Annotated in this window: 17 protein-coding genes; 1 reads left to right on the top strand and 16 read right to left on the bottom strand. The window is 46.1% G+C overall.

Annotated elements, in window-relative coordinates:
• Positions 1-68: 68 nt before the first annotated feature.
• From metF to SAPGRDRAFT_RS11200, 4 genes are all read right to left on the bottom strand, one after another.
• Positions 69-1,025: a methylenetetrahydrofolate reductase [NAD(P)H] gene (metF, locus tag SAPGRDRAFT_RS11220; RefSeq protein WP_002659373.1), complete on the bottom strand. Its 957-nt coding sequence runs from the start codon at positions 1,023-1,025 to the stop codon at positions 69-71.
• A gap of 38 nt (positions 1,026-1,063) precedes the next feature.
• Entirely contained in the window at positions 1,064-4,435 is a 3,372-nt protein-coding gene (gene ileS, locus SAPGRDRAFT_RS11215; RefSeq protein WP_002659372.1) for an isoleucine--tRNA ligase, read from the bottom strand.
• 756 nt (positions 4,436-5,191) lie between these two features.
• Positions 5,192-6,811: a short-chain fatty acid transporter gene (locus tag SAPGRDRAFT_RS11205; RefSeq protein ID WP_002659371.1), complete on the bottom strand. Its 1,620-nt coding sequence runs from the start codon at positions 6,809-6,811 to the stop codon at positions 5,192-5,194.
• 123 nt (positions 6,812-6,934) lie between these two features.
• Positions 6,935-7,945 carry a glucosaminidase domain-containing protein gene (locus SAPGRDRAFT_RS11200; protein ID WP_002659370.1) on the bottom strand — a complete coding sequence of 337 codons (1,011 nt, stop codon included), beginning with the start codon at positions 7,943-7,945 and terminating at the stop codon, positions 6,935-6,937.
• Positions 7,946-8,050: 105 nt separating this feature from the next.
• Here SAPGRDRAFT_RS11200 and SAPGRDRAFT_RS11195 point away from each other — a divergent pair, with 105 nt between their 5' ends.
• Complete coding sequence (locus SAPGRDRAFT_RS11195; RefSeq protein WP_002659369.1) at positions 8,051-8,704, top strand: metallophosphoesterase; 654 nt, start codon at positions 8,051-8,053, stop codon at positions 8,702-8,704.
• A 204-nt stretch (positions 8,705-8,908) separates the two neighbouring features.
• Here SAPGRDRAFT_RS11195 and SAPGRDRAFT_RS11190 read toward each other — a convergent pair whose 3' ends face one another.
• From SAPGRDRAFT_RS11190 to SAPGRDRAFT_RS11130, 12 genes are all read right to left on the bottom strand, one after another.
• Positions 8,909-9,823: a prolyl oligopeptidase family serine peptidase gene (locus SAPGRDRAFT_RS11190; RefSeq protein ID WP_002659368.1), complete on the bottom strand. Its 915-nt coding sequence runs from the start codon at positions 9,821-9,823 to the stop codon at positions 8,909-8,911.
• 381 nt (positions 9,824-10,204) lie between these two features.
• Positions 10,205-10,645, bottom strand: coding sequence for a cytochrome C oxidase subunit IV family protein (locus SAPGRDRAFT_RS11180; RefSeq protein WP_002659367.1), 441 nt, complete (start codon positions 10,643-10,645; stop codon positions 10,205-10,207).
• Positions 10,646-10,678: 33 nt separating this feature from the next.
• Positions 10,679-11,671, bottom strand: coding sequence for a cytochrome c oxidase subunit 3 (locus SAPGRDRAFT_RS11175; RefSeq protein WP_002659366.1), 993 nt, complete (start codon positions 11,669-11,671; stop codon positions 10,679-10,681).
• Between the two features lie 37 nt (positions 11,672-11,708).
• Complete coding sequence (locus SAPGRDRAFT_RS11170; protein ID WP_002659365.1) at positions 11,709-12,281, bottom strand: cytochrome c oxidase subunit 3; 573 nt, start codon at positions 12,279-12,281, stop codon at positions 11,709-11,711.
• 12 nt (positions 12,282-12,293) lie between these two features.
• Positions 12,294-13,190, bottom strand: coding sequence for a heme o synthase (gene cyoE / locus SAPGRDRAFT_RS11165; protein WP_037350128.1), 897 nt, complete (start codon positions 13,188-13,190; stop codon positions 12,294-12,296).
• 40 nt (positions 13,191-13,230) lie between these two features.
• A complete protein-coding gene (locus tag SAPGRDRAFT_RS11160; RefSeq protein ID WP_002659363.1) occupies positions 13,231-15,090 on the bottom strand; it encodes a cytochrome c oxidase subunit I in 1,860 nt (619 codons plus the stop codon).
• 41 nt (positions 15,091-15,131) lie between these two features.
• The gene (locus SAPGRDRAFT_RS11155) at positions 15,132-16,520 is read right to left on the bottom strand and encodes a cytochrome c oxidase subunit II (RefSeq protein WP_002659362.1); all 1,389 of its coding nucleotides are present in this window, start codon (positions 16,518-16,520) and stop codon (positions 15,132-15,134) included.
• Between the two features lie 504 nt (positions 16,521-17,024).
• Entirely contained in the window at positions 17,025-18,584 is a 1,560-nt protein-coding gene (locus SAPGRDRAFT_RS11150; protein WP_002659361.1) for a hypothetical protein, read from the bottom strand.
• Between the two features lie 67 nt (positions 18,585-18,651).
• Positions 18,652-19,410: a c-type cytochrome gene (locus SAPGRDRAFT_RS11145; protein ID WP_002659360.1), complete on the bottom strand. Its 759-nt coding sequence runs from the start codon at positions 19,408-19,410 to the stop codon at positions 18,652-18,654.
• Positions 19,411-19,443: 33 nt separating this feature from the next.
• On the bottom strand, positions 19,444-19,977 hold the full coding sequence (locus SAPGRDRAFT_RS11140) for a DUF3341 domain-containing protein (RefSeq protein ID WP_002659359.1): 534 nt from the start codon (positions 19,975-19,977) through the stop codon (positions 19,444-19,446).
• Between the two features lie 57 nt (positions 19,978-20,034).
• Positions 20,035-21,450, bottom strand: coding sequence for an NrfD/PsrC family molybdoenzyme membrane anchor subunit (gene nrfD / locus SAPGRDRAFT_RS11135; protein WP_002659358.1), 1,416 nt, complete (start codon positions 21,448-21,450; stop codon positions 20,035-20,037).
• A 43-nt stretch (positions 21,451-21,493) separates the two neighbouring features.
• Positions 21,494-24,862, bottom strand: a complete 3,369-nt coding sequence (locus tag SAPGRDRAFT_RS11130; RefSeq protein WP_002659357.1) for a TAT-variant-translocated molybdopterin oxidoreductase — start codon at positions 24,860-24,862, stop codon at positions 21,494-21,496.
• Positions 24,863-24,974: the final 112 nt, after the last annotated feature.

Here is a 24,974-nt window from a genome sequence, read left to right as displayed (position 1 = left end):
CAGGGCCGAGCAGACTTGCGAGCCCGGCAGGGAGCGGCCCGCCCAAAGGGCGGGCAAGCCCCAAATCATTATACAACTTGTTCGGCAATTGATTTAATGGTATCAACATCGCCCATTGTATAATAGTGTAGGCAGGGAACGCCTGCCGCTTTGAGTTCTTTAGACTGCATGACGCACCACTCTATGCCTACTTGGCGGCGAGCTTCGGCATCTTTGGCTTCCATCATTGTTTTGGCTAAATCATCGGGCAAATCAATAAAGAAATGCCGAGGGATAGCGTTTAGTTGGTACTTTTTGGTAATGGGTTTTAGGCCGGGCACAATAGGAACGTTAATTCCAGCTGCACGGCATTTATCGACAAAATCAAAGTACTTTTGGTTATCAAAAAACATTTGGGTAACGATATAATCGGCTCCGGCTTCTACCTTTTGTTTCAGGAAATGCAGGTCCATATCGAGATTTGGCGCCTCAAAATGTTTTTCGGGATAACCGGCTACGCCAATACAGAAAGAAGAGGCCTGCGCATCCATGAGGGTACTGTCGAGATAGTGGCCTTCATTCATATTTTGGACCTGTTTGACTAGGTCTAGGGCATAGGCATGGCCGCCTTCTTCGGGCATAAACTTAGTTTCAAACTTGCGGGGGTCGCCACGGAGGACCAGCACATTATCGACCCCTAAAAACATGAGGTCAATCAGGGCATTTTCGGTCTCATCGGCGGTAAATCCACCACAAATCAGGTGAGGGACAGCATCTACGCCATAGCGGTTCATGATCGCTGCACAAATGCCCACGGTACCGGGGCGTTTGCGGATAGCGGTTTTCTCATAATAGCCGCTGGGGCGTCTTTTGTAGATGAACTCCTCACGGTGATAAGTTACATCAATAAAAGGAGGTTTAAACTCCATGAGTGGGTCCAAGGTGTCAAAAATTCCTTGGATGCCCCTTCCTTTCAGAGGGGGAAGGATTTCGAAAGAAATCAGGCTTTGGCCTTCCGCTTGGCGGAAGTGTTCGCTTACTTTCATACTGTTCGTGGGCTCTAATGAGCATTGCGGCCTGCGGTTTAGGCTTTATCTAGCCAAATGTGCAAGGCCAGGTTTTCGTATAATTCGATTTTGGTCCCTTCTGTTAGGCCCTCTACTACTTCTAGCGATTGGGCCAAAACTTCACGGCTAATATAATCTGCAAACTGGTCGATAGCGGCTTGGATAGCTGGCTGTTTTTCCAGTTTCAGTTGAATGCGATCGGTGACCTCTAGTTGTTGGTCTTTGCGAAGGTTTTGGATACGATTAACGAGTTCTCGGGCCATCCCTTCGGCCTTTAGCTCCTCGCTAATGCTTTCGTCTAGAGCGACTACGATTTCGTTATCAGAAGTGACCAACCAGCCCTCGATATCCTCTGAAGTGATTTGCACTTCTTCTAAGTGGATGGGGGTAGCGGTTCCCTCTAAATCAATCATAAACTGCCCTTCTTTTTCTAGGCTTTGGATATCGGCCTGTGTCATGGCTTCGATGGCCATTTTGGCGGCCTTCATTTGCTTGCCTAGGCGTTTACCGAGGACCTTAAAGTTGGGTTTTACGCCCTTCTTCAAGATACCAGAGCTATCTCGAACATATTCGATGGCCTTCACATTCACCTCCGAGAGGATCAAATCCTTAACGGCCTCTACTTGGGCCTCAAAACCTTCATCTAGGATAGGCAAGAGGATGCGTTGTAGGGGTTGGCGTACACGGATTTTGTGTAGGCGGCGAAGAGCATGCACCATAGAAGAAATGCGCTGTGCATAATCCATGCGTTGCTCCAATTCGGGAACGATAGCTGATAAGTTAGCGGCAGGGAAATTGGCTAGATGTACAGAATCTTTGCCTGCGCCCTCTTGGCCTGCTTGTAGGTTGAGGTATAAAAAGTCGCTAAAGAATGGAGCGATAGGCGCCATCAAGCGGCTTAGGGTTTCCAAAACCGTATAAAGCGTTTGGTAAGCGGCTAGTTTGTCCTCATTTTGCTCGCCTTTCCAGAAACGGCGGCGGCAAAGGCGGACATACCAGTTAGAGAGTTGCGCATCGACAAAGTTGGCGATTTTACGGCCCGCATTGGTGGGCTCATAATCGCTCATATCCTCATCTACTTCTTTGACCAAGCTATTGAGTTTAGAGATGATCCAGCGGTCAATTTCTGGGCGCTTGGCCAGTTCTAGCTCTCCTTTGAAGGCAAACTCCTTGATGCTTTGGCCATCAAATTCATCGATATTGGCATAAGTAGCAAAGAAGATATAGGTATTGTAGAGGGTGCCAAATAGTTTTCGGCGCACCTCATCTAGGCCTTCTACATCAAACTTGAGGTTATCCCAGGGTTGGGCATTGGTGAGCATATACCAGCGAGTAGCATCTGCTCCGTATTTGTTAATCGTTTCAAAAGGCTCTACGGCATTGCCGAGACGCTTAGACATTTTTTTGCCTTTTTTGTCTAGCACCAAGCCGTTAGAGACTACATTTTTATAAGCTACCTGATCAAAAGCCATAGTGGCAATAGCATGCAAGGTATAGAACCAGCCTCTGGTTTGGTCCACTCCTTCTGCGATAAAGTCGGCAGGGAAAGCGCGAGCGCCTTCTTTGCCCTGAATGGCGTTATCGATTAGTTCTTTATTCTCAAAAGGATAGTGTTGTTGGGCGTAGGGCATAGAGCCGCTATCAAACCAAACATCGATAAGGTCGGCTTCTCGGTACATGGGTTCGCCATTGCTTGCGCAAAGGACAATTTCATCTACGATATGTTTATGAAGATCTACCTTAGCGTAATTTTCCTCAGAAAAATCATTGGGCACAAAGCCCTCATAAGGGTTAGTTTGCATAAGGCCAGCGGCCATAGATTGCTCTATAGCAGCCATCAATTCCTCTAGGCTACCAATGCAGCGCTCTTCGCTGCCATCTTTGGTTCTCCAGATGGGTAGGGGGATCCCCCAGAAGCGAGAGCGAGAGAGGTTCCAATCTTGTAGATTCTCTAGCCAACCGCCAAAGCGGCCTTCTCCAGTAGAGGCGGGTTTCCAGTTGATGGTTTTATTGAGCTCATACATCCGTTCTTTTACCGCAGAGGCCTGGATAAACCAAGAATCTAGCGGATAATAAAGGATGGGCTTATCGGTTCTCCAACAGTGGGGGTAATTATGCGAGTATTTTTGTGCATTGAAGGCTAGGTTTTCCGTTTTGAGGTGGATGACAATATCCACATCTACAGAGCGGAACTCATCTCCTTGGTCCTCATAATCCTTCACATAGCGTCCAGAAAAAGGACCTACATTTTCCTTAAAGCGACCTTGCTTATCCACCAAGGTGAGTGCGCCGATTCCCGCTTTTTTAGCGGCCATGCGGTCATCTGCACCAAAAGAGGGGGCGGTATGCACGATACCCGTACCATCTTCGGTAGTAACAAATTGGCCCAAGATGATGCGGAAAGCATCGGTTTGGCCTTGCAAGGGCTCAATGGGGTTGCCATAATTGAGCAACTGTTCATAGCGGATACCTGCTAAGTCTTTGCCGCTAAAGGGCTCAGAGCTTTGGATGATTTGCGGTTGTTTTTTGCCGCCCATCCATTTTTTCACTAGCCCTTTGGCCAAAACCACACTAATGGGCAGTTTGGTATAAGGCGAAGTTGTTTTGATTTTGACATATTCAATTTTTGGACCAACAGTCAATGCCGTATTAGAAGGCAGGGTCCAGGGGGTGGTTGTCCAAGCCAAAAAGCGAACATCTTCATCTTCCTCGTCAAAAAGGAAGGCCGATTGTTCTGATTTTTGGACCTTAAACATGGCCACTACGGTATTGTCCGAAACATCTTTGTAGCAGCCTGGCTGATTGAGCTCATGCGAGCTCAAGCCCGTACCCGCTGCTGGCGAATAAGGCTGAACCGTTAGGCCTTTGTACAAAAGTCCTTTGTTGTATAAGCGAGCAAGGAGCCACCAAACGGTCTCCATATATTTGGGCTCATAGGTTACATAAGGCTTATCGAGGTCTACCCAATAGCCCATTTTCACCGTCAGTTTGTCCCAAAGGTCCTTAAACTCCATCACGGTTTCCTTACAAGCCTGATTATACTCTTCAATAGAGATTTTTTGGCCAATATCTTCTTTGGTAATGCCCAGTTTCTTCTCTACGGCCAATTCAATAGGGAGTCCATGCGTATCCCAGCCCGCTTTTCGGCGGACCATTTTGCCCTTCATGCTCTGATAGCGGCAAAAGCTATCTTTTACCGAGCGGGCCAATACGTGGTGAATACCCGGACGGCCATTGGCAGAGGGGGGGCCTTCATAGAAAACGAAGTTTTCGGCGCCTTCTCGCTCTGATACAGAGCGCTGGAAGATCTGCTTTTCGGCCCAATAGTTTAGGATATCTTGGTCAATGGCAGCCAGATTCAACTGCTCATATAGCTTGTAAGATGCCACGGTTTTTTATTTTAATTTTTTATTGCTTGCTTCTTTTTTTGGGGCCTCCGCTGCGCTACGCTTGCGGCGCTACGTTCCGGGGCTCGCTTTTCGCTCGGCCCTTCGCAGGCTTTGCCTGCTCGGTCTGGCCTACGGCCACCCCTACACATCGCTAGGCCAAGGCGGCTGCGCCGCCTAAGTAGCCCTTGGCAAAAGGCAGAAAAAAATGATTGGCAAGGCTTTAAATTCTTGCAAAAATAAGAAAAGCTCTGACAAATCTAATATCTGTCAGAGCTTTTCCGAGGGCATAGCAAAGTCCTCCTCAAACAGATCGCTGCTTAGGAATTTTCTTTTGCTTAATAATATTTTGCCCTGGATATTTCATTGGTAAAATTTGATTTACTGGCTTTGAAACAAGGAGCCCATTATTTAGTTCACTTTAAGCCGAGTTTTTTAAAAAATTTGGCCCAAGCTCCCCGAAGGGATTCCCTAGGGAATCCCGTAGAGGGGAGGGTGGGCGGGGACATATTGACGAATGAGGAGCGAAGCGACGAATACCGCTTTAAAGGGAGGACCAAGAGGCCGAAGAAAAGAGCTGGAACGCAAAAAATAATGGGGAGCGGCCCAGCGCTGCGGAGCGGGTGGCCGAAGGCCAGACCAAAGGCGAAACGAAGTGGCCGAGCGACCCGACCAACGGGAGCCGACGCAGCGAAGCAAGTAACAGCGAGCCCCGCAGCATAGCGGCGGCCAGCAAAGCTGGCCGCGGGCCCCAAATATCTACCCCCAAAATAAACAACCAGCAAAGATTAGCCCCCCCAAAATGAAGAGCAAAAAGGTGTAGGGCAACAAATTTTGCGCTTTTAAACCCGTGATGCCCAAAAGCGGCAAAGCCCAAAAAGGCTGCAACATATTACTCCATTGATCTCCATAACAAAGGGCCAAAACCGCCTTGTATAAAGGCACATCCAGTTGCTGAGCGCTTTCTATGAGAATCGGGCCTTGGACCAACCACTGCCCGCCCCCGCTAGGTACAAAAAAATTGACCACCGCCGCCGAGCAAAGCGTAAAAAAGGGAAAACTTTCGGGGCTGGCGTATTGCACAAAAGCCGCCGAAAAATAATTGACCAAGCCCGAACTGAACATAATGCCCATAATGCCCGCATAAAAGGGAAACTGAATGAGGATGCCACTGCTGCCTCCTATTGCCTGGCCCACCGCCTGCTGAAATTGGCTCAGGCGGCCATGTAGCAAAAAGGCCAGACCAAAAAGGACAAAAATGAGGAAGTTAGGATTGAAAAAACGAAACTGCCAATCAAAGCCTGTTTTTTGGACCCAAATGGGCAAAATAAGCGCCTGATAAAGGGCCAAAAATAGCATCAAAGCGCCCAAGCCCCAGGCTAAAGGTCGCCATTGGTCTAGACGGGCCGCACCTTCTAGCTTAGTCTCCTCTCCCCTATTCGCTAAAGGCTTTTGCGGCAATTGAACGATTGGCGGGCGCATAAAATGGCCCAAAAGGCCCAAAACTGCAGGAATAATGGCCAAGCTCAGGCCCAACACCCATAAATTGAGCGAAGACAAAAGCGTTTGGCCAATAGGAATAACGCCCATTTGTTCGGCCATTTCATGGCCTTCTTCTGCAATTTTGAGTGGGGCCGAGCCCGAGAGCCCCGCATGAAAAATCATCATGCAAGAATAGGCCGCAGCCCCCAATAGCGGATAATGGATTTTCTGGTCCTTTTTGGCCGCTACCTCCCCTAGTTTTCGGACCAATACAGCGGAAAAGATAAGCGCAAAGCCCCAATTAAACAGCCCTAGAAGCATACTACTTAAGGCCACGGCAAAAACGGCCCAGCCCGAATGTCCCGCCAAGCCTGTAAAACGTTCCAACAACCAATTTGCGGGGCGGCTAAGGGCCGCCACATGGCCCAAAACCAAAATAAGCATCATTTGCATCGAAAAGGCCAAAAACTTAAAAAAACCACCCTGCCAATAGGTCCAAAGGGCCAGAAAATAAGGCGTTTTTTTGGCCTTTTGGCGCAGCTGTAGCCCTTGTTTTTTGGGCAACTTAATAGAAGTGCTCAGTGGGTTATTTGTCTTGATTTGGAGTTTGCCTCGCCAGACCAACTCCCCTACTTTATTTTTAATCGCCAAGCTATTATTGGTCCATTGTAGGTCTAGCTCTTGGCCAGCCTGTTGAAAAGAAGCTGTTGTTTGCTGCTCAAGATTGACTTGGACCAAAGATTGGCCATTTTGATCCAAAACTTCTAAGAGTGGCTTGGGAGAAGCGGTCAGAAAAAGCGCCAAAACATAAGTAAATAAGGTCAGCAAAATAGCGAGGGCCAAAGGGTTGGGCAATACTTTTTGGACCAAAGCAATAAAGCGAGCAGAAAGCGACATAAGCAAATTGTCTTAGAGCAAAAACTCCAATGAAAAAATAAAAAAAAGGGCGCCGACCAAGATTGGTCAACACCCTTGAAAATACACGGAAGTTTTTCAAATACGGAAATGGAACACAAAATTTTAGCTATTCATCAGTGGTTTTTCTAGCTCTAGGCCTTTAATCAAATCGATCAACTTTTGGGCATCTTGGTCTTTTTGGAAATACCCCTGTTCTTCCAATGCTTTGGCCCAAGCGCTACAACTATTATTTTCCTTGGGCGCTTCTAGACTTTGCAAATAAAGGCTATGGGCCTTAAAGCCGGCCCAAAGGCTACGATAGCGAGCATAGCGTTGGCCATGAAAAATGCCTTCTCCGCTGCAGCCCTCATGAGCAAGCAAACTATTATTTTCGAGAAGAAGATGAAAGGGATTATTTCCAGCTTTGGCTACGGCTGTTTGGCCAAAATCAGATTGCATAATAGCAAGGCCCAAAAGCAGAGCGGCGGGAATTTTGGTTTTAGCGGCTTCATTTTCGGCCAAAGGGCGCAGGCGGTTCATAAAATCGAGCTGTTTTTGCAGCTTCTCATCTGAGATTTCGACAGAAACGGGCTTTTTAACTGTAGGTTGAATTTCTGGAATTTGCGGAAGATTTTCCGAGCTCAATTCCTTATTTTCTTCTGCGGTGGCAGGCTGCTCTTCTTTTTCCTCTTGGGCCATAGCCAAAGGAGCTGCGGCTTGAGTTGTTTTGGGCAATTCGCTACTAACAAAGCTTGCTTTTTGGGCCTTAACCAAAGGTTCTCCGCTCAATTTTGCGGTATTTGCTACGGCTTGGCTTTGGGATAACTGCTGCGGCAAGGCAGAAATTTGGGGCCAAAAATAAATGCCAGAAGCAATAGCCATAACAGCAGCCGTTCCCCAACGGCCTTTAGGGTGAAACAAAAAATAGGGTCGGCGAAGGCGAGCCGCCCAAGCGGCTGGCGCCATCCACAAACGAAAAGCGCGATAGCGCTCCTTCATCCAGAAAGACCAAGAAGTTTTTTTATTTTGTTGGAGCTGCAAGCTCTTATCTTTATCTACCGTCGGTTCAATATTTTCGGCTTGCATTTTCTTCTTATAAGAGAGGGGGTAGATGATGGTAAAGCGGTCTTTCATACTGGGCGATTTTATGGATGCTGCAAATCAGATTGTTTCAACTCTTCAAAAGTAAAACTTTTTGTTTGTAATTTCAACTAAATTTCGCCAAAAATTAAAACAAAAATGCAAAATAGGCCAAAATCAAAGTTTATCATTGGAGACCTTCACGGATGTTACTACAGTTTGTTGGAACTTTTAAAACAATGGGATGCAACTAAGGAGCAGCTTTGTTTGCTAGGCGACTTGATTAGCAAGGGAAAGCACAGCTTGGAGCTGGTCCAATGGGCCAAAAAAATGGAGCAGGCGGGCGCCTTGGTTTTAAGGGGCAATCATGAGCAGCAATTGGGGCAGCAGTACTTAGCGGGGCGGGCTAGCCAGCATTGGGCTGAGGCTTTTTTTGATGCCATTGAGGCCCAATATGCGGCAGAGGGGCTCGACTTTATGGCCGATGTAGCTTGGTTGGCCCAACGCCCTACTTATTATGAAGAGGAGTCTTCTTTTCTATCTCATGCGGGCTTGGGCTATGGTCCCCATGCTTGGGACCCCATGCATCCTCAGGGCATTTTGTGGCATCGTGGTCCATTGAAACCCTTGGGGAAGCTGCAATTTTTGGGACATACGCCCCAGAAAGCCGTGCTTTATCGGCCCAAAAAGGGCTATTGCAATTTGGATACGGGCGCTTCTTTGGGCAATCTCTTATCGGCGGCGCGGGTAGATGAAGCGGGAAATATATTGGAGTTTATTTCGGTGGCCAGCGATCCTAGAGATTTGGCATAGCAAAGGCCCGCTAGTAGGAACTAGCGGGCCTTTTTGGTCCTATTTTACGGTTTTGCAGGCCCAAAGGGCCGCAGGCTGAGGGGCTGTAGCAGGGCCGCCGAAGGCGGCAGACCGAGGCGCGCTAGCGCCGAAGGGCCGAGCAGACCTGCGAGCTGCGCAATGGCCCGACCCGGCCAAAGGCCGGGGCAGCCCCAAATAAATAGTTTATCCAAAAATATTGGACCAGAACTTCCATTTCCAGAACTTCCACCACTTATTTTTCTTCTTTTTGGGCGCTTTGGGTTTTGGTTTCACGGTCTCTTTGGGGTCCTCCTCTTCAAAGACAATATATTCTTCCTCTTCTGCTAGGGGCTCCTTTATTTCGGGCGTTTGGGGGTCTTCTTTGGGCGGGTCTTCCTGGGCCAAAATGGGTTCATCCTTAATGGGGCGTTCGTATTTTAGGAACCATTTGTAGAGTTTGGGCCAAGAAAAGACGCGAACGGCCTCCGAATGTCCCCAATTTTTCTCTTCGATATAATTCACCTCGGTATTTCCGGCGGCTTTTAGGGCTTTCACCATCTTTCGAGACTCCTCTACGGGCACGGGTTTGTCCTTTTTTCCATGCACCACAAAATGGGGTAAATTTTTCATACCTTCTACATCCTTCAGGCGGCCACCGCCGGCAATAGGGGCCACAGCGGCAAAGCGATCGGGGGCATAGCCTGCCAGATACCAGGCGCCATAGCCGCCCATGCTCATACCGCAGAGATACACCTTCTTTCGATCCACGGCATAATGGGCCTCGGCATAGTCTAGAATTTGGATCAATTTATCATTTTCCCAGCCCTTTTGGCATTGGGGTGCGATCACGATAAAACCGAGTTCGAGTTTTCGTTCTAGTTCGTAAATCACCCCATATTTCTTCACCTTATTGAGGTCTGTGCCTTGGATACTTCGGCCATGCAGATAAATCAGCAGGGGAAATTTTTGGCCTTCTTCGCCGCTATATCCTTTGGGGAAATAGGTCCAATATTCATAGGGTAAATTTTTATTTCGGACGGCATGCAGGCCTGCTTGATCTTTTTGGCCCCAGAGCGTGCAGCTGCTCAGTAGGAGAAAAAGGAAGATATATTTATACATAATAGCAATTGATTTGGGGAGTAAATTTAGGGCATTAGAACGACTTTTTGGGGAAGATTATTTTGGGGCTGCCCCTTCCGCCGGCTTGAAACCCAGCGCAAAGCGGTATCGCTTTGCGAAGCTAGACAAAATGAGGGTTAAAACCCTCATGAGTTTTCGGGCGGGTCGGGCTGTGTCGTGGCTCGCAGGTCTGCTCGGCCCTGCAGTTTTTTTCGCTTCGCTTCAAAAAACTTGGGTCTGGCCCTTTGGGCCACCACTATCCATCCCTCAGCCAGTCGCTTCGCTCCTATTGGGCGCTTTGCGCCCTCAAACAGAAAACCCTCTAGCGGAGAGCTAGAGGGTTAAAACACTTGGCTGATATATAACAATCAGAGACCTTATTTATTCGAAGCGAACAGACTTAGGAGCATCTTGGGCATCCATAAGCATGCCTGTAGCGCCTTCAGTAGCTTCTCCTTTGGGGTCTACTTGTTCATTATTTTTCTGTTGGATATACTCATTACTATTGAGCCATGAGTTACCTTCCCACAAGAAGGCAATGATCATCCAAACAAAGAGGACCATAGGAAGAATGATCGTAGCGATCATTGGTTTCACCTCACTACCGAGGTGCATAAAGATAGCTGTAATATAGTAAGCCTTATAAAGGCTAAGTCCGATCATCACAGGAATCATGATCATTTTGGGAAGCGTAAGGCCTTCAATAAGGTGGCCATTACCAATAAGAGCGATACCTACTTCTGCTAGAGTAATGATAAGCAAAAGGATAAAACCATTGCGGCCTACTTTGATATCTTCTTCACGAGTTGTTGCGTGAGCCATGATATATGCATTAAAAGATTAATCGAATAGAGTTTAGAGTAGGTAGAAGGCTAGGAAAACGAAAACCCAAACCAAATCTACAAAGTGCCAATAAAGACCAACTTTCTCTACCATTTCGTAGCCATTTTTACGGGCAACATAAGTGCCATTAGCGGCTTGGATAGCGATAATGAGTAAGAAGGCTAGCCCAGTAAATACGTGAAAACCGTGGAAACCAGTAATAAAAAAGAAGAGTGCACCAAAAGCTTGAGGGCCAAAAGCCTCTGTTTTGATTTCTCCATCAGTAGTTTTATAGGCACCTAATGCATAATCGTTCATATCATGTTGGTAAGTAACAAGGTAAGAGTCACCGGCTTGGATCTCCATTTTTTCGGGAAGATCGCCATGGTGGTCTCTTTTTTCAAAGTACTTATTGCCTTTAGCGTCGGTAAAGTAAGTGATTTCGGTAGTTTTGCCATGGCTTTCTAGGCTAACGACCTCTTTATCCCATCCTTTTTCTTTAGCGATACCGTTAAGTTCGTCTAGAGTAAGATATTTTCCTTCATCAATATGAGTAGCGAAGGGGTTGGTATAGAGCGTCATACCTTCTGTAGAGATCAGGTTGGTCCATTCCCAAGCTTGGCAGCCGAGGAACAAGGCGCCACCTAGTACGGTAGCGAGCATCCATTTTACTACAGCAGATTGATTTTCTCTTTTACCTTCTTGTACGGCACGAAGTACAGTAACCGAACTAACGATCAGGACGAAAGTCATGAAAGTTACAAAAATAAGGGGGGCACCAGAGATGCCGAAGGGAGCCGTTTGGAACACAAAATCGGGTACGGGCCAACCTTTCACGCTAAAGCGCAGGGCGCCATAGGCTAAAAGGAATCCACCAAATGTAAAAGCATCTGAGAGGAGGAAGTACCAGATCATGAGCTTTCCGTAGCTCGCTTTGAAAGGAGACTGGCCACCATTCCAGAGATTTTCCTTCTGGGGGGCGTTATCGTGCTGCTCCTGTGTTTCGATGACTGTTTCGTTTGCCATTGTATCGGATCAATTTGTAAAAATTACAGATAGATATTTATTGTTGTATCAGAAAGAACACCAAGAGATAGAGCCAGAGGATATCTACAAAGTGCCAGTAAGTAAAAGTCAAGTCAATTTTGAGTGTACGTTTGGGCGTGGGCACATCAAATCGGCCGCGGATAAGGCCGACAGCGAGAACGACTAGGGCAACAACTCCGCCCATCACGTGCAAGACGTGAGCGGCAGTAATCAAGTAGAGAAAGCTACTAGATTGATTAGCGACCAAGTCGATACCGACTGCTTGTAGTGACTCCCAGCCAGCGTACTGTAGGCCAATGAAAGCGAAACCTAGCAGAAAGCCTAAAAAGTAGAGTCCTTTAAAGGTTTTTGCATCTGCTCTAAGGTATGCTTTTTTGGACAAGTAGAAAGCGAGGCTACTTCCAAGGATAGCAATTGTGCTATAAAAGAACTCATTGGGAAGCGGAAAGTTATACCAGTTGGCAGAAGCTTTTCGCACAATGTAGGCACTAGTAAATGCCGAAAAGAACATAATCATCCCCACAATGCCCATCCAGAGGGCAAATTTTTTGGGGTGAATACGTTTTACTGTTTTATTTAAAGTGCTCATGGCGCTTTGATTTTAGATCTTATCAATCATGAGGGCCAAAAAAACCACCAATTGATAAACTAGAGAAGCTAGCATTAGCTGTCTTGCTGCTTTTGCAGTTGTTTGCTTAAACAAACGGATAGCAAAATAGAGGAAGAACAACCCCATAAAGAACATAATGCCAGCGGCAATATAGCCAGAAATGCCCAGACTAACGGGTGCCCAACTCATTGCAATAAGGCAAAGCACATAAAATGCTGCTTGAAGTGCTGTCTCTTTTGTCCGGCCATCTTTTTGGCTAGAGGGCAAGAGATAGAAACCGCCTTCTGCATAGTCCTTGTAGGCCACCCAAGCAATAGCCCAAAAGTGGGGAAATTGCCAGAGAAACTGTAGGCTAAACAGAAAGAAGGCCGCCAATCCCAGCTCGCCAGTTGCAGCAACCCAACCAATAGCCATAGGAAGTGCTCCGGGCACGGCTCCTACCCAAACGGCTACAGGAGAAATTCGTTTTAATGGCGTGTAGATAAAGGCGTAACTCACCAAAGAAACAGAGCCTAAAAAAGCGGTCATCGGATTAAAGAAGGCTAGAGCCAACAAACCCACAGCAGCCGCAATGCCAGCAAAAAGAACAGCCTCCCAGCTTTCCATTCGACCAGCAGGAAGAGGACGGTCTTGCGTCCGCTTCATCTTTCGGTCTGTATCTTTTTCCAACACCTGATTTAAGGTATTGGCCGATGCAGTTACCAGAAAGCCTCCTAAGCCTAGGAGCAGAAAGTGATAAGCATTAAAACTCTCTGTTCCTAGGTAGTAGGCTGTACATGCTGAAAATACTACCGACAGTGCCAATCTAGCCTTAGCTAGAGCCATATAGTTTTTCCACTTCTGGCCCAAAAGACTGCTACTAACGGTAGTACTATTATTCGTATTCAAAATATCAATCTTGATTTAGAATAGATCATTATCAGGAAGACTAATGTCCTCCGTCTACTTCACCCTCTGCTAGAGGTTCATTCTGCATTACGAATTCACGATCTTCGTAACGGCTGATATCGTAAGGCCAGCGGTGAACCTCAGGGATAGGTCCATCCCAGTTTCCATGACCAGGATTGATAGGAACAGTCCACTCTAGTGTAGTTCCACCCCAAGGGTTTTGTTCTGTTTGCTTTCTTCCTCTGTAGATAGAGTAGAAGAAGTTAATGATAAACAGAATTTGTAGGAAGAAGGCAATGATCGCGGCAATAGTAATCACCTGGTTCATCGTATCAAACTGGTTAAAGGCTTGGAAAGTGTCGAAAGAGTAGTAACGACGAGGAATACCAGCCATCCCTTGATAGTGCATAGGACCAAATACGGCATAAGCAGTAATCAAAGTACCCCAGTAGTGAATTTGTCCCAAGGTTTCATTCATATAACGACCAAACATCGTAGGGAACCAATGGTAAATTCCAGAGAACATACCAAAGAAAGCAGCTACCCCCATTACAGTATGGAAGTGAGCAACTACGAAGTAAGTATCGTGCTGTTGCATATCAATAGTGGCGTTACCCAAGAAGATACCCGTCAAACCACCAGAGATAAAGAGCGATACAAAACCGATAGAGAACAAAGAAGCCGAGTTATAGCGCATATTACCCCCCCATACCGTTGCAATCCAGTTAAATACTTTTACCGCTGAAGGTACAGCAATAATCAAAGTAAAGAGTACAAAGATATTAGAGATGAAGGGATTCAATCCACTAACATACATGTGGTGAGCCCATACTAGGAATGAAAGTACACCAATACCTAGGATAGAGAATACCATGGCCTTATAACCAAAGATCGGCTTACGAGCATGTACAGAAAGTACCTCAGAAACCAATCCCATTGCAGGCAAAACAATGATATATACCTCAGGGTGCCCCAAGAACCAGAACAAATGCTGGTACAAAATGGCGTTACCCCCTACTCTATCTGTCAATGCTTCACCAGCTACATAGATTTCATCTAGGAAGAAACTAGTACCAAGCATACGGTCCATCATCAACATGAAGAAACCAGAAGTAACAACGGGGAAAGAAAGCAGACCCAAAACAGCAGTGAGCAAGAAAGCCCAAATTGTCAAAGGCATGCGGAACATCGTCATCCCCTTAGTACGCATGTTCAAGATCGTAGAGATATAGTTGATACCTCCCAAAAGCGTAGAGACTACAAAGAAAACAAGCGCCAACAACCAAAGCGTCATACCCGCTTTAGATCCATCAGATGCCTGTGGTAGTGCACTAAGCGGAGGGTAGGCTACCCATCCCCCAGAAAAGGGGCCCGTATTCAAGAACAAAGAGATAAACATAATTACACCAGCCAAAAAGAAGAACCAGTAAGAAAGCATGTTCATCAGTGGCGAAGCCATATCTCGGGCTCCAATCTGCAATGGAATAAGTAAGTTCGAGAAAGTACCCGATAATCCAGCAGTAAGTACAAAAAATACAATGATGGTACCGTGCATGGTCACCAAAGCATAGTAAAAGTCAGGGCTCAAAGTACCTTTACCAGAAGCGGGATCTACATCGATCCAGCCCCCGAGCAAGGGTTGTAGCCAAGACAAGTCTGCATCAGGAAAGCCCAATTGCAAACGGAAAATAACAGACATTGCAGCCCCAATGACGGCCCAAAACATCCCCGTAATCAAAAACTGTTTTGCAATGGTTTTGTGGTCCATGCTAAACAAATAACGATCAATAAAAGACGATTGGTACTTATCACCGTGATGGTGATCATCATGGCCGTGTCCGTGCCCGTCTCCACCCTGTGGAGCGTGCAGTTCCTTTTCTGTGATATTAATATCAGCCATAAGAAGGTAATTTATAAAATAGTGAACAAGTGTTTTTAAAACTAAGAAGGCTGCTCTTCAGATACTGTGTTCGTAGTCACAGAGTCCATAACAGGGGCCTCAATAGGCTCAGGTTGAGCCAAAACGCTCATTGTTGCGGCTTTAGCATCAGCAGCTGCTTTTTTAGCAGCATCTACATCCAAAGTAGTCCGAGCAATTTTCAAAGCGGCCAATACTTTAGCCTCTGCTTCTTCCATTTTGCTCAAGCTAGCGCCAGCAGCGGCAGCCATTGCTTCTTGCAAGCTAGCCAATTCTGCCTTAACAATTTCTTTTTGCGCCAATAGTTGTTCAAAATCAAGCTGTCCTTTTTCTACATCCTTAAACGGATCCTTGTCCGTACCACGAACATTGTTCAAGTAATGAGAAGTGGCCTCGATACCGTCAAACCATTCGGCATATTCCTCTAGAGTAACTACCTTAAGTACACGGCGCATAGAGTAGTGACCACGGCCACAAAGCTCTGCACAAGCCAATTCGTACTCAAAAGCTTCCCAACGTTTCTTATCGGGGTTCTGCTTGTCAGGAATATTCCAGTTGTCATAGTTCTTATAACGATTACGCATAGAGTCAGAAGTAACAACAGGCGTAAAGACAAAATATGTAGGCATACCAGGTACAGCATCCATTTTTACACGGAACTGAGGAAGGTAAAAGTTGTGCAATACGTCTCTAGAATTGATCCGCACACGCACCTTTTTACCTACAGGCAAAACGATTTCACTAGGATGAAAATCATCAATGTTTTTCTTATCGGTCCAGTCTTGACCCAATGGGTTGGTCCCATCAATTTTTGTAAAGTGCTTTGTTCCTAGCTTTTGGTCGCGGCCAGGATAACGGAGCAACCAAGCAAACTGCATCCCAGTTGCCTCAATCTCCATATAATCCTCTCCAGCTACTTCCTCAGGAGTAACATCCGCCATGATTTCATTCCAAGCCTGCAAACCACTCACCACCAAAAAAGTCATGATAATTGCAGGTACAAGCATCCAGATCATCTCCAAACGATCATCATGTGCCCAATACTTGGCCCGACGGCCCTTCTGCCCTCTAAACTTCCATGCAAAGAAGAATAGCGCAAACTGACAACCAAAAAATACAATAGACGTAAAGAACAAAGTCGTATTAAATACGCTATCTACCATAGGACCATGCAGCGATGCCGCCGTATTTGGGCCCCATCCCAATAAATAAGGAATGTAATAAATAAACGATACAATACAAGTAAGGAGAAAGCCAATCACGAAGACCATTCCTAGGCCCGCATGAAAGTTGTTTCGTTCAAACTCCTCCGCCTTTTCACCTCTTACTAAAGAGGCAAGTTCGCGCGCTCTAGCGATCTGTACAATAAAGACAGTAGCGAGAACGATGATAATGAGTAGAAGCCAAGTCATGTTCTATAGGTTTTTCTGCAGCTAACAGCTGCCAATAATATTATTTACTTCGCAAATATAACAAAAGAGGCCAAAAGATTGATTAACGCCCCTCGCAAAGAACTAATCTTTAGAATCTTTTTAAATTGTTAAAAAGTCTAAAAATTGGGAACTTTTTTCTTGCCAATCTAAAACTATTTTGGGGCCTCCGCAGCAAGCTGCGGCGCTGCCTTTCACAGCTCGCAGGTCTGCTCGGCCCTTTGGCGCTTGCAGCGCCTCGGTCTGCGGCTTCGCCGCCCTGCTTCAGTCGCTAGGCCTGCGGCGCGCTGCGCCTGCAAAACCGTTTAATTGGACCAAAGCGGCCCGGCCATCAGCCGCGAAGCGGCTTACTGGCCTAGCGCTGTGAAAGGGGGCGGCATAGCCGCCGACCCAGGGCGGCCTTGGCCGCCCGCAGGGCCGAGCAGACTTGCGAGCCCTGAAACATAGCGGCGGGCGTTAGCCCGCAGGCCCCAAATCATCAGTATTCTAGAGATCGTACCAAACGTGGTGATGCTTACTCTCGTCTACATAAGGATCATTCTTAGGCATCAAAGATGCGCCAGACAATACTTGGAAAGTAACAAATAGGAACAAGCCCAAAAAGCCAATCATCGTTCCTAGCTCTAGAAGGCCTGGAAAGTGAATCCCCATTACAAATTGAGTGGGATGAGCTTCTTCTGCATGAGTTTCTTCTGCATGCGCTTCTTCGCCATGAGCATCTGCATGAGCATGAATTTCTTCGGCAGCAGGAGTATGGGCAGTAGCAGAATCAGTTGTTTCTGTAGTTGGAGCCTCTTCTGCATGTCCTTCTTCTGCATGTCCTTCTTCTCCATGTTGAGGCTGAGCAGTAAGTACAGCTTTTGGAGCTTGGTTGAGCTGCAAAAGATCACCATGAGCATCATGTCCTTCTTCTCCATGTTTATGATCATCGCCATGAGCGTGGCTAGCATGTTGAGCATGCTCCCAGTTGTGCCAAACACCAGGTTTAATCATTTGGAAATAATCTACCCAGTGGCCTAGCAAAACGATCACTGCAACAAGGGCCAAAGTACCTTTAGCGCGCTTAGAATTGTTCATCATGAGGATGAAGAAAGGCAGAATAAAGTTGAGTAAGACATTGAGGTAGAAGACGGCGGGAAACTGATCGAAACGAAGGTCGAAGTATTGTGTTTCTTCTCCGTTATTTGCATACCAAATGAGGAGAAACTGCGAGAACCAGAGGTAGGTCCAGAATACGCTAAATCCGAAGATATACTTACCGAGGTCATGTGTGTGCTCCTTAGTGAAGTACTGCATATGGCCGCGGCTTTGCAAGAAAAGGATGAGCAAAAAGATGATACAAATTGCGCTTACCCAAACACTTGCGGTAGCATACCAAGCAAAGAGCGTACTATACCAGTGAACATCTACAGACATTACCCATTGCCAGATAGCATAAGCGCTAGAGAAACCAGCGATGGGCAAGAAAATAGCTGACCACATGTGAATTTTTTCATAGTTCACCTTACGCAAAGAGCGATCGCCATCTTGTTCTAGCGACAATCTGCGGATCATCATAGCGAAAAGCGTCCATACCCCAAGCACCACCAAAGTGAGTACATAATTGAAGGGGTTAAGGAAAGCCGACTTATGGATAACCAGGTGATCTTCAGCTAGAGCGGTTTCATCGCTCCAGAGGTAGAGATAGTCAGTTCCTTCAGCGTCTAGATAAACGCCTGCAGCAATAAGTGCAAAAAAGATGAGGCCAACAGGCATGAACATCATCATGGCCTCGGGCACTCGTTTAAAAATAGTTTGCCATCCGCCCCAAGCTACAATATGAGTAGACAAAAAGAAGAGGGAAGCGAAAGCGATACCGGTAAAGAAGGCGGTATTATGGAGTAAATTGGTCCAGAAGCGGACATGTCCATAGTCGCCATCCGTAAAGTAAGTAACCCCAAGGCTAATTGCTCCGATGAGAGTCATGATCGCGGTGATCATTTTAAGTTTCCCATCAAAGACAAACTGAGGGTTATCCTGAATTGCGTGGTTGTGATGCGCACCCATTAGTTATCAGTTTCTATAGGTTTAGTCAATAGTTTTGATTCAATCTGAAGTTAGTCATCACTAACCCTTATTTCTTATCTTCTTCAGTAGCTGTTTCTTCGGCCTCAGTTTCTTCGGCTGCGGGAGTAGCTACTTTGTTTTGGCCATTAGCGGTAGGCAAGTCATATGTTTCGGCTTGCAAGCTACGGATATAGTGGATCACCATCCAGCGCTCATCATGGCTTAGTTTATCGGCATGAGAGAGCATAACCCCTTTACCGTGTACAATGGCGTGGTAATAGCGGCCATCGGTAGCATTTTTGAGGTCATCAGTCATGTAGTTGGCTGGGGCGTTGGGGTAGGGTCCGTCGCCGCTATTCCATAGTTGGCCATTTCCGTCGCCTTCTTCACCATGGCAAGAAGCGCAGTATACTACATAAAGCTCTTCTCCTTGGGCCAAGATTTTTTTGAGGTCATCCTCATTTTTGGCTTTGAGTGGATTTTCTGTAATGGCCTTCATGGCTTCATTGCGTCCTGCTTCTGTATTATCAAAAGCATAGACGGGAAAAGTAAACTCAGAAGCGCCACCGGGGGTGGTAGCTGTTTTATTAAATGGTACAGTACCGGCAACGGGTTTGCGAGGTTTGGCAAATTCCTGATACTCTTCTTCAGAAGAGTTTGTATTAAAGCGGTAGTACGTATTTACGTTTGCTTCATAGGCAATAGAGTGGCCCATATCGGGCATATACTCATAACCAGCAAACTCACCTCCAGACTTGCCACAGCTTCCGAGGAAGAAAGCTGAAAGGGCAATAGCTGCGAAGAAGTATAGATTAGGTAATTTCATATCAATCACGTATAGAAGGGTGAGATGAAGTTATTAGATATTTTTGATCTTGGGTTGCTCGCAGGCGCCGGTGCTAAGGAGTTTAGCTTCTAGGGCTTGGCGTTGTTCCTCAGACATATTGGTTACATCAAAGGCGACACAGAAATGGTCATCGGTAATACGAGGATCGAGGTAAGGGTTAGTTACGCCGGGGCCTAAGCCACAAACCAGGTAAAAAGTGACCACCATTCCGACAGCAGCCATGAGTACAGTAAACTCAAAAGTGATCGGAATAAAAGAGGGCGCAGAGAAATAAGGCTTACCACCAAAAATGATGGGCCAATCTCTGGTGAGCGTCCAAGTCATAAATCCAAAGGCGGTCAATGCACCAAAGAGGCCATAAACAAAACCTGCAATATGCAAGCGCGATTCTTTAAGGCCCAAAACGGGGTCTAGACCGTGTACGGGAAAGGGCGTAAAGACGTCCCAGATTTCGTTCCCCTCTTCACGGATATCTCTAACAGCGTCCATCAACACTTCTTCATCTGTGTATAGACCGTAGAGGATAGTTTTATTCAACTGTTTCATCAGCTTTATTTTGGTCTGCCCCTATTTGGGGCAGTAGGTCATTCAAAGGTTAAAGGATTAGGCTTCGCTGCTTAGTTCTTCAGCAGTTGTATGTTGGTGCATATTTTCACCACAATACTGATCACCAGAGCTCTTCAAGATAGATTTCACCTCGGCGATAGCTACAACTGGAGCCACACGCATAAAAATGAGGTAAAGAACGCCAAAGAGGCCAAAAGTGAAGAGGTATACCCCAACCTCTACCCAAGAAGGAGAGTAATAGCTCCAGCTAGAAGGCAAGAAATCGCGGTGTAGGGTTGTTGCGATAATAACGAAGCGCTCAAACCACATTCCGATGTTTACTACAATAGAAAGGATAAAAGTAACCAAAACACTTCTGCGCAGGCGCTTCACCCAGAAAAACTGGGGTGTGATTACGTTACAAGTCATCATAGCGAAGTAAGACCACCAGTAAGGACCTAATGCACGGTTATAGAAAGCAAACTGCTCATAGACATAACCAGAGTACCAAGCGATGAAAAGCTCAGTCAAGTAAGCTACACCTACAATTGAACCGGTCAAAACAATTACCTTGTTCATTGACTCAATATGCTGCTGCGTGATATAATCTTTCAGCTGCGGCAAAGCAATTGAGGTTAGGATCATTAGTGTTTGCACCATAGCAAAACCAGAGAAGATCGCACCTGCTACAAAGTAGGGAGGGAAGATCGTGGTATGCCATCCGGGTACAACAGAGGTAGCAAAGTCAAAAGATACAATGGTGTGTACAGAAAGTACAAGAGGAGTAGCTAATCCAGAAAGAACCAAAGCCATGGCCTCCCAACGTTGCCAGTGCTTGGCAGAACCAGTCCAACCAAAAGAGGCAAAGTTATAAATACGCTTACGGAAGCCCTTGGCACGGTCGCGAATAGTTGCGAAGTCAGGAATCAGTCCCATGTACCAGAACAAAAGCGATACAGTAAAGTAAGTAGAGATAGCGAATACATCCCAAAGTAGTGGTGAGTTGAAGTTTACCCACAAAGGACCACGTGTGTTAGGATAAGGGAAAACGAAGAAGGCCAACCAAATACGTCCCATGTGAATACCTGGGAAGAGCGCCGCACAGATTACGGCAAAAATGGTCATCGCCTCTGCGGCACGGTTTACCCCCGTACGCCATTTTTGGCGAAAAAGCAGCAAGATGGCCGAGATAAGTGTACCGGCATGACCGATACCTACCCACCATACAAAGTTGGTAATATCCCAACCCCAACCTACAGTACGGTTGAGGTACCAGCTACCAATTCCAAACCAGATGGTAACAAACAAGGCCAAAGCACCAAAGGCGAGTAGCCCCAAAGCGCCCAACAAGAGCATTACCCATTTACCATTGGGCAACTCCTCCGTTGGGGAACAGATATCCTCAGTAATCTGATGATATGTCTTATTGCCCATTACTAATGGTGGGCGAATATCTGATACAACTGAGCTCATAAGAGTTTGATTTTATGATAATAGACGATTCTTTATTCTAAAATTAAGCGAAGTTCACATCTGTATTCTGCACCTTCATCAAGTAGGTTACAGCAGAACGAACATTTACTTCTTCCAAGGCGAGGTAACCACGAGCAGACTCCATCCAAGCTAGAACTTGGCTTTCTTTGTCGTTGCGGTCTCCAAAAGCGATAGCGCCAGTAGGACAAGCAGCTTGACAAGCTACTTTTACATCGCCATCCATAAGGCGGCGGCCCTCTACTTTTGCAGTCAATTTAGCCTCTTGCAAACGTTGTACACAGAAGCTACACTTCTCAATAACACCTCTTGAGCGAACAGTCACATCAGGGTTGAGGACCATACGAGTAAGGTTATCTGTCATATAAGTATAGTACTCATCGTTCTCCATTCCGCGGTTCATATCTACTTCATTCAAAGCAAATGTATCGGCAGAAGTGTAGTCCAACCAGTTGAAACGACGTACTTTATAAGGGCAGTTGTTGGCACAGTAACGAGTACCAATACAGCGGTTATAAGTCATCTGGTTCAAACCTTCAGAACTGTGGTTGGTTGCGGCTACAGGACAAACGTTCTCACAAGGAGCGTTATCACAGTGCTGACACATCATGGGCATATAAGCCGTATTGGGTGTCTCTTCATCACCGTAGTAGTAGCGGTCAATACGCAACCAAGTCATTTCGTGTGCCTTAGATACCTCAAACTTACCAACAACGGGAACGTTGTTTTCCGCCATACAAGCTACGGTACAAGCACCACAACCTGTACAGGCGTTCAAGTCGATAGACATGGCCCACCAGTGACCAGTACCATATACCTCATTTCTATCAGGATAAAGGCCTTTGTCATTCAGGTACTGATAGTTCTTACGCTTAGCGTGTAGTTCTTTGAGACCAGACTTAAGATCTTTAGCTGAAGATTGAAAGAATACCGAGCGGTTGGTTAGTGAGCCTTGGAAACCACGGTGGCCCAATACCTGCTCATCCACATTAAATGGCTTGCCAGTAGACTCATCAACGATAGTTTTTCCAGATTCATCTTTAGAGGTCAAGCCGTACGTATGGTGCATTTGCACACAAGCAAACTGAGCGTCGCGGCCCACCTTAGTAGGAGCGCTTACGCTAGCAGAGCTATAAGTAAAGTTTTTACACTCAGGGAAGAGGTTCTTACCGACTAGGTTACCCGCTTTTCCGGCTTTTGTGCGACCATAACCCAATGCAATAGCAATAGTTTGGGGGTGCAAACCGAACTGACGGATAACAGGCAACTGATAAGTGTTTTCGCCAATTTTAATCTCAGCGATATCCCCATCTTTCATGTTATCGTAAGGTGTTGTATAATCATTATCGCCATTCCATTTTACAGGAATTGCAATAAAGTTATCCCAAGTGGTACGCATTACGGGATCAGGCATTTCCTGCAACCAAGGGTTGTTGGCATACTGACCAGAACCAAGTGCTACTGTTTCGTAGAAAACGGCCTCTAGGGCATCGCTGCTCTTCTCAGACAAGCTAGACAAGGCTGCTTGAGCAATGCTCAAAGCGCCACTACTTGCAACAGGAGCCACTTCCTCTTCTACAGTTTCTTCTTTTTCGCTAGGAGTAGGAACAGCAGTTACTGTAGTTTCTTCTCCATCTTTGGCTTCTTCTACAGGAGCAGCAGCTACCGTTGCCTTAATACCAGGAGCGGCATCGGGGTTAGAGAGCTTCAACATACCGTCATGCAGTACGTTGGTCCAGAAAGAAGCTTTGGTCATAAAGCGGTTCTGAGCAGCAAACAACTCGCTGGTCCAGAATGCTTTGATATATTCAAAATAAGGCTGTTCGCCTTGCATGGCTTTATTGGCCCAAGTCAATAGTGTCTGACCTGCAGCACGTGTTTTGAACAAGGGGTTAATGGTGGGTTGTACGATATAGTACTCTCCTTGTTTGGGGTTAACATCACCCCAAGCCTCTAGATAATGATGATCAGGAGCAACATATTGACAAAGGGCAGCAGTTTCATCTAAAGCAGCATTAAAGGCCACTGTAAATTTCTTAGCTGCGGTCATTTTTTTCAAAGCAGTAGCAAACTGAGCAGCCAAAGCAGGCAAATCATAAGCGGGGTTAGCGCCCATTACGATCACTGCATCATAGTTACCTAAGTTATTTACCAAGTTTTTGATGCTAGTATCATTTCCTTTGCGTTGCTTAGAGTAACCGCTCCAGATGATAGTTTTGCCATAGGCACCTAGCATCTCATTGATTCCATTAACTACTTTTTGGATATTTACATCGTTGATACCGCAAACCACCAAAGCACCAGTTTTAGCGGCAGCAACCAATTTCTTGGCCGTGCTCTTAATGGCTTTATTGGCTTTGGTCCAGCTAAACTTAGCAGAAGCTGCTCCGCCAGAATTGCCCGTTAGTGCTGCTACTTCATTATAAAGTGCTTTAACGGCCATGGCTTGTTCAGAAGGCTTAATCAATACACGGTGATCTGCATTAGATCCAGTCATAGACATATTTGCCTCAAACTGAATGTGTACGCTCATTTCCTTTTCTACCTTATCGGCCACTTCCCCTTTGCTATCTACAAAGGTTTTCATTGGAAAGTTTTGTTTACGGCTCTTGGCATAATCTACGCTAAACTCTACTGGAGAGATCCATGTTCCTAAGAAGTCACAATCAATACCAACAATACATTTGGCTTGCTCGAAACGGTAGTTAGGAATAGCCGACTTGCCATACATCTCCTTATTGGCTTCTAGCAAAGCAGAAGAAGAAAAAGGATCGTATTGAATATGCTCAGCTCCAGCATAAGTTGCTTTGAAGTCCGCAATAGCGCGCTCCAAAGAAGGGCTGAGTACGGTATGAGAAACGATAGCTACTTTAGAAGCAGCAGACAATGCTTTCTTGGCCTCTTTATCTAGGGCAGTCCAGCTCATTTCTTCGTACTTATCGCCAGCTACCTTTCCGGCAGACTTGATGCGATTTGTATCATATAGATCTAGAACAGAAGCTTGTGTGCGAGCAGAAGTTCCGCCTTGAGTAAAGGCATTAGGATGCCCTTCAATTTTAATTGGACGTCCCTCTCTAGTTTTTACTAGAACGGGTACACAATCTCCACCATTAAGAAAGGTAGAGGCATAATAGGTAGCCACACCAGGAACAATTTCCTCGGGCTTCACCAAATAAGGGATGGCCCGTTTTACGGGAATTTCACAGCTAGCCAAAGTAGCTGCACCCAATCCAAAACCTACGTATTTCAAAAAATCACGACGGCTAGGGCCCTCGCCCTCCGTCTGCTCTTCCGATGCAGGAAACTCATTTTGCTGTGCTTTGATAAACTCAGCATCTTGGGTCAAATCTTCTACACTAACCCAAACCTTGTTAGTATTCTCCTGTTTGCTCATATCGCTTGAAGATAAAATATGTTGTACGGGATTGCTCCCAGAATTTTGCTAATTAGTATTTACTCAAACAACAGCAGAAAGTTGAGCCCTCTGGCCCAACCTCCTGTTGTAT

The sequence above is a fragment of the Saprospira grandis DSM 2844 genome (assembly GCF_000275825.1).
GTDB classification, from domain to species: domain Bacteria; phylum Bacteroidota; class Bacteroidia; order Chitinophagales; family Saprospiraceae; genus Saprospira; species Saprospira grandis_A.
This window is presented reverse-complemented; position numbering and strand designations above follow the sequence as displayed.